Source organism: Flammeovirga sp. OC4, assembly GCF_000812565.1.
Taxonomy (GTDB): Bacteria; Bacteroidota; Bacteroidia; order Cytophagales; family Flammeovirgaceae; genus Flammeovirga.
Genome location: NZ_JTAM01000056.1, coordinates 22,809 through 37,395 on the forward strand (window position 1 = coordinate 22,809; position 14,587 = coordinate 37,395).

General features: G+C 34.3%; 8 protein-coding genes. 6 read left to right on the forward strand and 2 right to left on the reverse strand.

Going from position 1 to position 14,587, the window contains the following annotated elements; translation table 11 throughout:
• The first annotated feature begins 24 nt into the window (after nucleotides 1–24).
• The 6 genes from PL77_RS22405 (at nucleotide 25) to PL77_RS22435 (ending at nucleotide 6,250) form a co-directional block, all read left to right on the forward strand.
• Nucleotides 25–591, forward strand: a complete 567-nt coding sequence (locus PL77_RS22405) for a Crp/Fnr family transcriptional regulator (RefSeq protein ID WP_044210501.1) — start codon at nucleotides 25–27, stop codon at nucleotides 589–591.
• A 285-nt stretch (nucleotides 592–876) separates the two neighbouring features.
• Nucleotides 877–1,191 carry a multidrug efflux SMR transporter gene (locus PL77_RS22410; RefSeq protein WP_044210503.1) on the forward strand — a complete coding sequence of 105 codons (315 nt, stop codon included), beginning with the start codon at nucleotides 877–879 and terminating at the stop codon, nucleotides 1,189–1,191.
• A gap of 10 nt (nucleotides 1,192–1,201) precedes the next feature.
• Nucleotides 1,202–2,071, forward strand: coding sequence for an SDR family oxidoreductase (locus PL77_RS22415; RefSeq protein WP_044210505.1), 870 nt, complete (start codon nucleotides 1,202–1,204; stop codon nucleotides 2,069–2,071).
• Nucleotides 2,072–2,905: 834 nt separating this feature from the next.
• Nucleotides 2,906–3,778 carry a DUF1963 domain-containing protein gene (locus PL77_RS22425; RefSeq protein WP_044210513.1) on the forward strand — a complete coding sequence of 291 codons (873 nt, stop codon included), beginning with the start codon at nucleotides 2,906–2,908 and terminating at the stop codon, nucleotides 3,776–3,778.
• 164 nt (nucleotides 3,779–3,942) lie between these two features.
• Nucleotides 3,943–5,151: a GTP-binding protein gene (locus tag PL77_RS22430; protein WP_044210516.1), complete on the forward strand. Its 1,209-nt coding sequence runs from the start codon at nucleotides 3,943–3,945 to the stop codon at nucleotides 5,149–5,151.
• A 496-nt stretch (nucleotides 5,152–5,647) separates the two neighbouring features.
• On the forward strand, nucleotides 5,648–6,250 hold the full coding sequence (locus PL77_RS22435) for a HupE/UreJ family protein (RefSeq protein ID WP_044210518.1): 603 nt from the start codon (nucleotides 5,648–5,650) through the stop codon (nucleotides 6,248–6,250).
• 156 nt (nucleotides 6,251–6,406) lie between these two features.
• Here the strand turns inward: PL77_RS22435 and PL77_RS22440 are convergent, their stop codons facing one another.
• Both PL77_RS22440 and PL77_RS22445 read right to left on the reverse strand, forming a co-directional pair.
• Nucleotides 6,407–10,450 carry a helix-turn-helix domain-containing protein gene (locus tag PL77_RS22440; protein ID WP_044210521.1) on the reverse strand — a complete coding sequence of 1,348 codons (4,044 nt, stop codon included), beginning with the start codon at nucleotides 10,448–10,450 and terminating at the stop codon, nucleotides 6,407–6,409.
• Between the two features lie 535 nt (nucleotides 10,451–10,985).
• A complete protein-coding gene (locus tag PL77_RS22445) occupies nucleotides 10,986–14,513 on the reverse strand; it encodes a two-component regulator propeller domain-containing protein (RefSeq protein WP_044210523.1) in 3,528 nt (1,175 codons plus the stop codon).
• Between the last annotated feature and the right edge of the window lie 74 nt (nucleotides 14,514–14,587).

Consider the following 14,587-nt stretch of genomic DNA (forward strand, 5'->3'; position numbering starts at 1 on the left):
TTTCAATAATTGACCATTAAGAAAATGAACTCCATTAAAGAACTCTTTATAAATAAATACGGTTTATCAACAGAAAACTTTGACCTTTTCTATTCGAATATCACTGAAGTATCAAGGTCTAAAGGCGAAGAAATTATTAGTAAAGGTGAAATTCATCATTCAGTGTATTTTATTAAAAAAGGGGCTGTTAGAAGTTACTATATTAATGCAGATGGTAAAGAAATCACCTATTGGTTTGGTTTTGAAGGGGACGTTATCGCCTCCTTAGGTAACTTTGTAGAGTCGAAACCTTCTTTGGAAACCATAGAGTTATTGGAAGATGTTGTGCTATGGAAAATAGATAGAAGTAAACTTTTAGAACTATATAATACCAATATTGAATTAGCGAATTTCGGAAGACAACTGGCCGAAATCGGTTTGCTGGAAATGGAACAGCAAATACTATTGAACCAAGTGACGGATGCGAAGACGAGATACCTTTCATTGATTGAGAAGCATCCACAGATCCTTAATCGAGTGAAGTTGGGGCAAATTGCATCATATTTAGGAATTACTCAGGTGACGTTGAGCCGTATTAGGGCACAGAAATAAATAAGTCCTTGAACATAAATAAAGATAAGCAAGTGTCTCGTGCACCATAGTTAAAACTATGGGCAGGTGACACCGACTCCAACAACACTAAAGTGTTGCCTACGTTGCCAACCTTCAAGACTTTAGTCTTGGATAGGTTGCAGTATCACCTGCCCATGACTTCAGTCATGGTGCACGAGAATTCGATTGAACAAAATAAGATTGCCCCTACAATTTAACATATGTAAAAAGAATCCTCATTGACCTCCCCTACTTTTGTTCTGTAATCAAAAAATACAAAATACTATGGGTTGGATTTATTTATTATTATCCGGTTTGTTTGAAGTGGCTTTTACTACTTCAATGAAAATGTCAGAAGGGTTTTCCAATTGGAAAGGTATCGTTGGTTTCTTCGTTTTTGGTGCATTGAGTTTCGGGTTGTTGCTCAAATCTATGCAGAGTATTGAGATGGGAACGGCTTATGCTGTATGGGCTGGAATTGGGGCTAGTGGAACTATTCTTATGGGTTTCGTTTTGTTCGATAATCCTTTCAATTGGAGCAAACTTCTTTTTCTCTCACTTATCGTTATCGGAATAATAGGTATTAAACTCAGTCACTAAAATTATTACTATGAAAAATATCACAATCATTGGAGCAACAGGAGCTCTTGGTTCAAACATTACAAAAGAATTAATTAAAAAGGGAGTGCAGGTAAAAGTGGTGGCTAGAGATGTAGAAAAGGCGAAATCACTATTGCCCGAAAAAGCCGAAATTGTTTATGGAGATGTGGCTGATAAAAATAGTCTTAAAGACGCTTTGATCGGTACAGAAACTATTTATTTGAATCTAAATACCACTTCGTGGAATGAAAATGCTACTTTCTACCCCGAACGAGAAGGCATTATTAATGTGGTAGATGTCTGTAAGAAATTAGGAGTAAACCATATTATGCAAATTGTGGGGATCGATTCTTCTCATCCTGAATTTGCGACTACAGGTATGATTTACAAAACCAATTTGATCCGAAAACCTGCAATGGATCACCTGAAAAACTCAGGCTTGAAGTATACCTATTTCCATTGCTCTGTTTTCTTGGATTCTTTCCCTACTTTCATTCAAGGAGAAGAATTTGCCATCATTGGGCATCATCAATATCCGGTATTTTTCACCAATACAATCGACCTATCTAATAACATTTATAATGCTATTGGTAATGAGAAAGCCTACAATCAATCATTCAGCATTCAAGGTACAGAAGGAATCAGTTTTCCAGAAGCTGCTCAACGATTTGTGGATAATTACAACCCAAAAATTAAAGTAGTAGAATATCCTTTAGATATTATTCAACATATTGGTTTACCAAGCAAAGAGGATGAAGATTTTATGGAACATCTACTCACCTATGTTGAGCAATTAAAGGAAGAACAGGTTTCCGAACCAACCTGGGATTTATTGGGTAAACCACAACTTTCGATTGAGGATTTTGTGAAGACGCTTTAAAAACATACAACTCTCTAAGCTTTGAATAAAAGACTAGGGAGTTTTTCATTTATATATTACTTACATTATATAAATTAGATTCTCGTTATCTTCTCATCGATTGATCTACAAGAGTTAAGAGATACTACTTTCAAGATTTCATTTTCTTCATTCATCATCAATATATTTTCTCAAACATAGGTCTAATAGTATTGAATTTTGCTATACAATTTAGATATTAGGAAAAATATCTTTTTAACTAAAGTAAACTAAATTGAGCACACTAATGAAAAGCAAACATTGTCAGTTATGCGAACATAAAAATATGCATATACTTACTGGTACCACATGTAAACTAACTGAAAAGAAACCGAACTTCAATTATAAATGTAAAGACATTAAATGGGGAAAGAATTTAAAAAACTCAATCTCAAATTTGTACATCGACATTAAGAAAAATGATTTACAAACCAATCTAGTGTATTTAAATTTTGTTGTTTTCTTTACCTTATCATTAGTTGCATTTTATTATTGCTATTACCTTTTTGTAAAAAGCTATAATAATGATTTTGTCCTTTTTAGACTACCTCTTCTTGTTTTCGTTGCAGGTACTATTTTGTTGGGGTACTCTTTTAATCCCCTCTTACGCTATATAAGAGATAGGAACGACCTAAAAAGAAAGAAAAAAGAATTGGACCAACTTCTTGAATTATACAGAGTTGATTTTTCTATAGACGTCGATTATGAAAAGGATGCACATGGTAATAAGACTTTTCATTATGATTTGAAGGTCTTCTAGTTTGATAGCAAATAAACATTTAATATCTATTGTTATACACTAATCAATTTCCCTTTATGCAAAAAACAATCAATAACATAGCAGACTCGATTTCTAAAAAACTTGATGCACTTGATCTTCAAAACCATAATAGCACATTAAAAAAGTATTTAAAACCATGCTTTATTGGGGAACGTTCTGAGTCTAGTATAAGAAACATTTCTAAAATTGGAGGTTATCCTCATTTACCAAATGAATTTGAAATCCCAGAATTTGAAGGGCAAAATTTAAAATTCTTTTGTCAAATTAATTTTGCTGAAATTCAACACCTAGATACTTCTGGAATTTTACCCCAGAAAGGTCTACTTGTTATATTTATGTACTTAGAAAATGAAGAAGGCAAATTCACCATTCCCAATTTTAATACTCAACAATTAAGGTCATTTTACTTTGAAGATTTAAAAACAACTAAAACAAAAGAGGATCCATCTCTAAAATGTTCTACACTTAGAGAATGTATAATGAACTTTAAACAGTATATGGATATTCCTGAACCTATGGATTTTCATGTAAAAAATGATACTAATTATATAGAAGAAGACTTAACAATTAGATGGGAATTAATACCTGAAGAATTTGAAATAACTTCGCCATCTTTTAAGTTACTTGGATATCCTACTGACGATGCTATAAACACTTATCCAGAATGGTATTGTTTTGAAAAAAACATTAACCTGATGACTCCCGGTGATAAATCAGAGTTTTACTTAGATGCAGAACAGGAAAAAGATCAATATTGTCTACTCATGCAAATAGATTTAGAGGGTATGGATGCTCTAAATTGGGACGATGAATATTCTGATTTTGGAGGTATCAGCATTGGAATAAGAAAGACGGATCTTATCAATCATAAATTCAATAATTTACTATTTAAATATAGTATAAGCTAAAAGACTGATGAATACAGTTTCGGATCAGAAACTTGCAACCTCCTACAGATTAAAGTACCTTTGGGAATTTAGTTCAGCATTATTTCTATGTAAAAAATACAGGGAAATAATGGTGAGTTAGAGAGGATAAATGAAGTGTTATCTATCATTCCAAAATACTATAAATGGAGACATCAAAAAAGATTCCTGCTGTTATACTTAATGGGTTCTTGGGTTCGGGAAAAACGACCTTATTTAGAAACTTATTAGGCCAATCCAATACAAAAGACATTCCTGTTTGTGCCATCGTTAATGATATGAGCGAATTGGATGTTGATGGTGAATTATTGGGTACTACAGACGCTGTAGAAGAAAATAGCAGTATCATGGAGTCTATCCACAACTGCTTATTGAGTAGTGATAAAGGGATTGAAAAATTAGATCAAGCTATCGAAAGATTATTAGCAAAACATCAACCCAAGTTAATTATCATTGAAACATCAGGTAGTTGTCACCCAATGCCACTTGTGGAATACTTTAAGGAGCAAAATGAGGTGCAATTGATTGGAGTATTTGCCTTAATTGATAGTTTGATGCTCAGTCATGATTTTAATTATGGAGAGCAACTTATTCCTAGACTTCAACAAAACTTAAGTAACGGTAAGAGAGATACTGTTAATTTATTGGTGGAACAGGTGATGTTTTGTAGTCATCTTTTCTTGACAAAAAGTGATCGAATTGAGAAAGATAAGCTTCCACATATTGCGTCGTATATTCAACAAATCAACCCTTATGCCTCCACTCATTCACTTAGTTTTGGAAGGCTAGAGATCGAGGCTTTGTTTGATCTTCCAGAATACGACTACTTTAAAGTAGCTCAGCTTGTTCAAGAATTAAAACCTGTTTTGGAAGCCGAATCTAAAGATGACCGCCCCTACAATATGGCAACGAGAGTAATCAAAGATGATCGCCCTTTTCATCCTCAACGCCTTTGGAATATTTGTCATGAATACTTAGATCAAAGAATTTACAGAAGCAAAGGCTTTTTCTGGTTAGCAAGCAGAGATAAACATTCATTACTTTGGAATCAGGTTGCAGGTGGAATTAGCCTAGAAATCATTGGGTCTTGGCGATCTGGGATTTTAGAAGATCCAGATAATGGTCTTATAGAAGAAGAGATTATAAAACTAAAAGAAATCGTTGCCCAAGAAGCAGGACGTTTTGGCGACCGCCATTGTGACCTTACAGTCATCGGCGATGAATCACAAGTGGATCGATTTACTGATGCGTTAAAATCTTGTTTCCTTACAGATAAAGAAATTGAACTTTGGGAAAATGGATTTTCATTTGAAGACCCTTGGCCTAAAAATATTGTCAGAATTAAAAATGTATAAGTGCTATTCACTTAGCAATAGCATCTTATTTTAATAGAAATATACCTTCAAATTGGGTTGCAATGCTTTTTATCCTAGAAATCACTTTTTGGGGTTAAACATGAATTTATCACATGTATTAAGCATTGCAATTCAACTACTTACAAAAAACAAGACCCTTCGCTTTCTTCTAATAATACAATAATTGTAATTTTCACATATTAATGAAACAGTTGTACATATCTAATATTCAAGCAACTGATATTAAAAATATTACTACATTTACATTAACAATATTTAAATACTATTTTGCTATTTTAAACTGCTCAAAAGTCAATGGGACACAAAATTATGAATGAACTTTTTTAGTAAAAAAAAGGTTAGCTGTAATATTAAAGATGTAGTTACACATTATTAAGAAAACCTGAAACAGGTCAACAATCAATTATTCTATTACTTATCACTATTTTGGTACTTGTTCTTTACACTAGAAGAACAATATTTTAAATGTAAAATTATGTATAACAATAAATTATTCAAGAAGATTTTATTCTTATTATTAATTTTCACTCCGCTTTTTATCATTAATGCGAACGCTCGTGGTATCAATGTAAATGACATCGATGCTGATCATTACATTATTGATTTTACGCATTTCTTATTCTTCTCTACAATAGGAATTATTTTCACAAAGAAAAACTGTAGAGCAGTTTGGTTTTTACCAGCTGTATTTCTACTCAGTGTTTTCGGTGGTTATTTTGTTTCCTTAGATCATCTGTTCCTTGTTCCATACATTGAACAACTAATCATCTTGTCGTTAATCATACCGGGAGTTCTACTCTTTTTCCTCAATAAAGTTTCTGCCAATATGGTGGCCGCTGCACTTGTTTTAATCGGGTTTATTCAAGGTTATTCTGCCACACATGTAGAATCTCCTTTCTTAAATGAAACAGAATACGGTATCAGTTTCCTCGTATCGACACTTGGTATTCTTATGGTCGGTTACGCACTCGGAAACATCTTTATTGAAAACGATAAGAAAAGAGGTTTCAACTTACGTCTTGGAGGTACAATTGCACTTATCATTAACTCTATTCTTTGGTTAAATGCTGTCATTTAATTAATAGATTACTCTCCAAAATTTTAATCCCCAACTATACGGCTTTTGATCGTATAGTTGGGGATTTTTTGTTGAAACGCTACCTAGTTTAAAATCTTTGAAGCGAGAACGTGGATGTTTTAGTAATACGTCTGTATAAGATGCACAATATTAGTATCAATTAATCGGTTTCCTATACTGCGACGGTGTTTGCCCAAATTGTTTTTTAAATGATCTTCTGAAGTATTGAGGATCATTGAAGCCTACCTCATAGGCAATTTCAGAAATGTTTAAATCTGATGTTTTCAGAAGTTCTAAAGCTCTTTGGAAACGGATATTTCTGACAAACTCCACTGGAGGCATACCCGTTTCAGTTTTAATTTTTCTGTAGAATTGAATATTACTCATGTTCATTTCCTTCGCTAATTCTGGTACGGAGAACTCCACTTCGGTGATATTTTTCTCTACAATTTTTCGCACCTGATCTTCAAAAGAAAGATTGGCTTTTGAAGTTCTCTTAGAAGGTTTTTTCGGTTCGGCATTGAGTAAGCTTGTTCTTGCTTTTAACAATTGATTGACCCTTACTTCTATATGTTTTGGTGCGAAAGGTTTAGCAATAAATGAATCTGCCCCTGCCTCCAATGCTTTGATCCGCTCTTGTGTATCGGGATTTGGTGAAAGTAGGACGATTGGAATTTGTTTGGTTTGTTCTCCAGATTTAATTTTTTCTGAAAGTTGTAAACCATCTATCCCTTCTACGTACATTTCAGAAATAACTAATGACGGGAAGTACTTCAATACCTTTTCGTAAGCATCCAATCCATTTTCGGCAAAAATAATTTTATATTCTTGTTCTAAAATACTGCCTAAGTATTCACGAAGTTCTCTTGACTTTTCTACAATAAGAATAAGGTCTTCTTTTTCTGTTGTATCATCTTCTTTATTGAACGATTGTGTTTTAGGGAACTTCAATCGTTCAGTTTCAGAATAAAGTAACTTCGAGATAACATCTTGGTCTTTGACTTCCTTCTCAGTTGAAGAGTAATAATCGTTATCTGATGGAATAAGTACCGTGAACTTAGAACCCAATGAAGGTGTACTTTCCACTTCGATGATACCGTTCATCACTTCAATAATCGATTTGGTAAAAGCTAAACCTAAACCAGACCCCATATCTTTCTTTCCTTGTACCTTATAAAAGCGATCAAAAATGGTTTCGAGATCCTCATTATGAATACCTACACCTGAGTCCTTCACTTCTACCTTTAAGTAATTCTTCGACTTCTTCTGAGGTACTTTTCCTTTATAATTCAACAGTTGTTGTTGTACATCTTCATGTGAAATTGTAGAAACATTTACCCACACGCCACCACTGTCCACGTTGTATTTAAAGGCATTGGAAAGCAGGTTATACATTACCGCTTCAAACATAAAGCGATCTATAAACACACTTTTCTGAAGTTTTTCATCAATGGATATGTTATAACTGACCTTTTTTCGCTTTGCGGTATGTTTGAAAGCTTCGGTAATTTCTTTGACAACCAAATCAGTCGTTTCTTCTTTTATATTCAATTTCAGCTGACCATGCTGACTCTTGGTCAAAAACATAATTTGATCCGTCAACCTTAACAACCTTTGTGCATTTCTGTATGCTACCGTTAGAGTACCTTGATACTTTTCCTCTACAACACAATTCTGAGCAATTTGCTCAATAGGCCCTAACACCAATGTAAGTGGAGTTCTTAATTCGTGAGATAAATTGGTGAAGAAGTTTACTTTTCTTTCATATTCAATTTTCTCTTCAAGTACTTTTAGGTGTTCGTATTTTTCCTGATTGGCTTGAATATCTTTCTTTCTTCTCCATCGCATAATCACCACTGTTGCTCCTACAAAGAAGCATAAGTAAAAAATAAATGCGATGGGCGATTTGTACCATACCGGAACAATTTTAATCTGTAATGTCTTGACCTGATCACTCCATACTCCATCCACATTAGAAGCCATCAAAGTGAATTCGTAGTTCCCTGGCATTAAACCATTGTACGTGACAATATGATTGTTGTCTGTTGTTTCAATCCAATCCTTGTCCAATCCATCAAGCTTATATCTGAAGATTTTCCCATCACCTTTAGAATAATTCAAAGTAGATAAATGAAAAGAAAAAGTATTCTGATCGTGGGCCAATTCAATGGAAGAAACATTTTGAATCACATCCTCCAAAATCACTTTGGAATTCACCTTTTCTTTGGAATGAATCTCTTTCTTTTTTAGATAAAACTTTGTAATAACAGGAGCCCAAGTATTCGGGTTTTGTTTAAATGATGACACTTCCAAAAAGTCCACTCCCTTATCTCCTCCTAATAAAATATCTCCTTTTGCAGTGAGCTTTTTGGAGGCATTATAATACCTCTCATTCGATAGCCCATCATCAATACTGTAAGTTAAAAGTCTATCATCGTTCCATTCAAAAACATTCGTCAAAGTAGTACCCCAAATTTCATTTTCTTTGGTTTTTACAATGCTCGTAATGATGACTTTCAAAAGCTTCTCAGGGATATTTTTCTGGCTGAAATGACGCTTATTTTTGATAAATTCAAATAATCCATTTTCGGTTGAAATCAATAAGGTATTGTCATCTTTTTCTATAATATCTGAAACTAAAGAAGTGTTCATTGTCGGCGTTTGAACGTTGTATTGTTCAAGTTCAGTGATAGAAAAACGTCTATCATAAGTCATTTTCCATAAGCCCTCACCTCTTGTACCTATCCAAAGTACACTATCGTTTTCAGGGTAAATTTTGACAATCGGAGCTTCGAATAATCTCCTTCCTTCTCCTTTGTTTAAAGCGACAAATTTATTGTTTGCCTTATCATAATATCCTATTCCGGATTCCCAAAAACCCAACCATAAAGTTTTATCGTGTGGGTTACTGGCGATAGACATGACATACCTGTTGGGGATTTCATTCCACTTTTCATACTGCTGTTGTATTTTTGCAGTCGTGGTTTCAATTTTATACACTCCCTTCCCTGCCGTACTGACCCAAGTTGCATCATCAAATTCCTCAATACCTGTAATTTGCTCAAACCTTTCTTCGTGTTGCACAAAACGATTTGAAGAATCCAATTCAACAGTCGTGTTATAATATAAATCACCTGTAACGGTGCCAACCCATATCTTTTCGTCGACTTCCTCGACTGAGGCTACAGAGTTAATTTCTTGATCTAAAAGAGAGTGTATAGGTTTCTTAAAAAGATCATAATAATATACTCCAAAGTGTGTACCGATCCACAATACTCCTGCTCGATCTTCAAAAATAGTAGAGAAGCCTTTTTTCCCTTCAACGGCTTCCATTTTCTCCAATTTTTGAGTTTTTATATCAATAGAATAGATGTCCCTTGCAGTCATAAACCACAATCTGTTTTTATCCGATGGCGAATGCTTTAGATAGGATTTATTATTACTGGTAAGCTGATTGATTATTCTTCCTTCAAGCTTATTTTTATTGATATTTACCGTAAAAACACCCTTTGCATTGGAACACCAAATTTGATTTTTATCGGATTGAATAATGCTGTAAACCTTTCCATAAGACTCTCCCAACAACACGGAAACATCTTTTGTTTTAATGTTCATACAGCCCATACCATGCATGGTACTAAACCATATAAAACCTCTTTTGTCATAATGTACCGACAGCACTAAATCTTGCTTATACATTTGGGTATCAAACTCATTTCCTAGATCTTTGATTTTATAGGAAGTGAATATTTTATTTTTCTGATGGTAGAAGACCAATCCGTTTTCTTTGGTGCCTATCCAAACATTTCCATTACCGTCTTCCGTAAGAGAGTTGATACGTTTTACATTGAGAGTTCTAGCTGATTCTGAGAGTTGAGTGAGGTGTGTAAAACTATCTTTCTGCTTATCATAAATGAAAATACCATTGTTTGCCGTTCCGATCCATATTTGACCGTTGGAATGTTCTAATAAAACAGAGACTTTTTTCTCTAATAAAGGTTCGTAACTTCTTTCTCCAAAACTAGTAATTTCATAACCATCATATTTATACAATCCATCCCAAGAGGAAATCCAAAGATACCCCTCCTTATCTTGAATGATATTGGTAACGGCACCCGCAAAATTTGGCAATTTTGAAGGTGTACTCCAAAGTTGAAATGGAATACTAATGATAAGTAGTAATGTAAAAAATAGTTTCATCGAATCTTATTTACTCTCAAAATTATACTGTAAAACTAACTAAAATTTAGGTGAAGTACATTGTAAACCAAATTATCGTCAACTTTCAATCGACCTTTCTACAAGCATTTATAGGGTCTACTTTCAAACTTCCTTATTCTTCATTTTTGTCTTAACACAAAAACGAAGCAAAAAAGTCAAGGCTTAGAAGTCAAAAGCTAAATTCCATTCCTCTCGCCTAAATGATTTTAAACTCGCTGCGCTCAAACAACAAAATCATTTTTAACGGCTCAATACATGAAATTCTTAACGCTTTTCCCTTCAAGGCCGGGGTAGTACTACCAAACGAATTAGGTAGAAGGTCCACTGGCGCGAATGTTAAGCGCTAGCGTCATTCGTGTCCTAAAGATCAGCAGAAATCTCCCGATTTCTAAATCTAATAAATAGTTGAAAACTTAGTTTACAATCTTTTAGTACATGGAAAGAAGAAAAAGGATATTTTTTAGGGAATTCATACCTCTTACCTAAAAAAGTTCAATCACTTTTTTCCTAATACTTATATTTCAAACCCTAAAATAGTTATATCGTCCCGTTGTTCTTCTTTTCCTTGATGTATTCTTAATACGTCCAATAACAATTTGTACTGTTTATCAAAATGCAACTTGATTGTTTGGGAAAGGATCTTTTCAAATTTCACGGTTCCAAACTTTTTCCTGTCAATATCACATTGGTCAATGTAACCATCAGTCAGCATATAAAATCGATCTCCTTGTTGTAGTTGGAAAAACTGATCAGTGAATTTGATATCCTTCTTCCTCAATTTTCCACCAATCGATTTCTTGTCTCCTACAACTCTCTTCAATTCCTCGTCATTAGAAGAATACAAAAACATGGAACCTTTGGCAGATGCAAAACATAATTCAATATTCTCTTTTTTATCAATTCTGACCACACTCAAATCCATTCCATCCATGTTCTTAGATTGCTCTTGCTTCAAGGCTTTGCGAATGCCTTCATCTAAGTGCTTTAATATTTCTGAAGGGGTTTCGATATTGTATTCATTGACAATTTTATTCAATAATGAAACACCAATCATCGACATAAATGCACCAGGAACACCATGTCCAGTACAATCCACCACTGCGATAAAAAGTCTATTTTGATCATCCTTTGCACTTACCCAATAAAAATCTCCCGAGACGATGTCCTTTGGTTTGAAAATAATAAAATGGTTTCGAAAGAAAAAGTCATACGACTCCTTGATCGGTAATATCGCCTCTTGCATGGTTTGAGCATAACGGATAGAGTCAGTAATGTGTCTATTCTTTGAAACGATCTCCCCGTTGGCTTTTTGGAGTTGGTCTACAAGGTTTGAAATCTTATCATTCTTTTCTTTCAGGTCCTTATTTCTATCTGAAATTAATTTGTTGGTAGTCGACAAATCGTCTCTTTGTTTTTCCAACTTTTCAGCCTGTTGTTGTACCTCATTATTGATTTCCACAAGGTCATTATTCTTTTCTGCCAACTCATGTGTTCTGTCCTTTACGATTTTCTCTAGTGCTTGTTGCTCTTTTTTATAAGAGCGAACTTTCCATCGATACCCAACAATTATTGTGACCAAAAGTATCACCAAAACCAACAGTCTAAACCACCACGTTTGCCAATATGGAGGTTGAATGACCAACAATACTTCTTGCCCTTGTTCATTCCAAAGTCCATCATTATTCGTTCCCTTCACTCTGAAAATATACTCTCCAGGGTCCAAGTTGGTATAAATCGCTTCTCTTTTTCTTCCCACATAATTCCAGTCTTTATCAAACCCCTCCATGATGTAGGCGTACTCATTTTTCTCGGGGTTGATCATGTTCAAAGACACAAAACTAAAAGTGATCACATTTTGATAATGATTCAATAGAATTTCTGATGTATTGGTAATGCTCTTTTTCAGTACTGAAGTGCTTGAATCAGGAAGAACTTCTCGATTAAAAATAGAGAAGTTGGTCAAAATGACATTGGGTTTGAAAAGATTGGTTCGGATCTCTTTTGGGAAAAAGGCATTGGCTCCATTTGTTCCTCCAAAGATCAACTCACCATCCCTAGTCTTGCAATAGGCCATTGGATTAAACTGATTCCCTTGTAATCCGTCTTCTTTTGTAAAATGTTTGAAGGTCTCTTCTTTGATATTAAACTTCGAAATTCCGGTGTTTGAACTTATCCAAAGGTTATTACTTTCATCTTCCAAAATGCCATGAACAGCATTGCTCATCAGTCCTTCTTTTTCGGAAAATCGTGTCATCAAACCTTTATGGTAGCCTGTAATCGGATGCTTTAATTTATCTTTTGAAATTTTATTTAAGCCTCCTGCTGAACCGATCCACATTGCCCCCTCTTTGCTTTCATGAATAGAATAAATCCAATTGTGGGCCAAAGAATTATTATCCTTTTTTTTATGGTTAAAACTCACCCAACTGTTTTCATCAGGATAGTAGATTGAAAGTCCACCGTAAGTCCCAACCCAAATCCAACCTCTTGAATCTTCAAATACATTGAGCACCCAATTACTCGCTAATGATCCATGCCCTTTTGTATTTTCTCTTGAAAACACACGAAACGTTTCTTTTTTTCTATCAAACAAAGCTAATCCACCTCCATTGGTTGCCACCCAAAGCTGTTTTTTACTATCCTCATAAATAAATCTCACATCATCATGAGGAAGGCTTTCCCCATCCAAAGGATTGTTTTTATAGGTTTTTACCGACTTAGTTTTAAGGTCCAATTTTGACAATCCTCCCAAGTAAGAACCAATCCAAATCGTCCCTTGTCGATCCTCCGAAATTGCAAGAATTGAGCGTTTCTGTAATTTATGAGGATTACCATCTTCAGGTTTAAAATGTTCATAGCGATTGTTTTTTTGATCCAATTTAGAGATGCTTCCTTCTCTAGTTCCGAACCAAAGATTACCCCTGCTGTCTTCTAAAATAGATTGTACTGTTTCATGATTTAAACTATTATAGTTCATCACCTCTCTTCGGAAGGTTCTGAATTTTTTATAGTTCGGTTCTATATAATCAACACCATCTCCATAAAACCCGCACCACAATATATTTTGCTGATCATAGTGTAACGATAATACGCCATTGGAAGCGATACTATTCTCTTTCAAATCACTATTTCTGAAAACACTGATCACTTGGTAATTAAAAGAGGAGAGTAAATGCAATCCGTCTGAAGATGCAATCCAAATATTTTGAAAATGATCGATTACAATATCTTTTACACTAGGATGTTTTAAGGCTTTATTGGTAGGCAGTAAATAATTGACTTTTTTATTATTCGGTTCTACTAAAAACAAACCATTTTGGAGCGTTCCTACCAGTATCTTTTTATTGTCCGTCAATGCCATTTTGGTGATACTACTTGCCTTGTTCTCAGCATAAAAAGACTCCTCTTTCTCTAAAAAAACATTGGAGAAAGTATTCGTTTTTTTATCATAAACAGTCAATTGAAGGTCATTGTGTCCAATCCAAAGATTACCATCATGATCTTCAACTAATGCTGTTATTGTCCCCAAATAAGGGTTTTCTTCTGTACTTAATATATTTTGAATGATGTTTCCCTTTCGATCCAATTCAAATAGACCTGCCCTTTTGGTTCCTACCCAAATGTGACCGTCTTTACTTTGGAGAATAGAAGTGATTTCAAATGAGAAGTTAGATTTGTTTAGGGGTGATTTTGAAAAGACCCTTGTAAAATGTTCACCATCTTCATTCAGCCGATGTAGGTTTGTAGTAGTACCCACCCACAAATGCTCTTGGTCATCTTCGAAAATCACATTGATATCATTACTTGATAATGAATTGGTCTGATCCGGTTTGGATCTGTAGACTTTCATCTGGTACCCATCATAGCGATGTAAACCATTTTGTGTTCCTAGCCACAAAAAACCTTTCTTATCTCTGTATATATTTTTGACGACCTTATTGGTCAGTCCAGATAATTCAGAAATATGATGGAACTCTTTTTCTAGTGCAAATGAGTGAAAAGTAAAAAACAGTAATGTAAGTGTTGTTAATAAGTAATTCATTTCAATATTTAAATGTGTGCTAGTTTCTATATGGTTTGGGCACCATGACTGAAGTCATGGGCAGGTGATACAAA

Coding starts and splice junctions, on each gene's coding strand:
- PL77_RS22405 (WP_044210501.1), top strand. CDS start 25: ATGAACTCCATTAAAGAACTCTTTATAAATAAATACGGTTTATCAACA.
- PL77_RS22410 (WP_044210503.1), top strand. CDS start 877: ATGGGTTGGATTTATTTATTATTATCCGGTTTGTTTGAAGTGGCTTTT.
- PL77_RS22415 (WP_044210505.1), top strand. CDS start 1,202: ATGAAAAATATCACAATCATTGGAGCAACAGGAGCTCTTGGTTCAAAC.
- PL77_RS22425 (WP_044210513.1), top strand. CDS start 2,906: ATGCAAAAAACAATCAATAACATAGCAGACTCGATTTCTAAAAAACTT.
- PL77_RS22430 (WP_044210516.1), top strand. CDS start 3,943: ATGGAGACATCAAAAAAGATTCCTGCTGTTATACTTAATGGGTTCTTG.
- PL77_RS22435 (WP_044210518.1), top strand. CDS start 5,648: ATGTATAACAATAAATTATTCAAGAAGATTTTATTCTTATTATTAATT.
- PL77_RS22440 (WP_044210521.1), bottom strand. CDS start 10,450: ATGAAACTATTTTTTACATTACTACTTATCATTAGTATTCCATTTCAA.
- PL77_RS22445 (WP_044210523.1), bottom strand. CDS start 14,513: ATGAATTACTTATTAACAACACTTACATTACTGTTTTTTACTTTTCAC.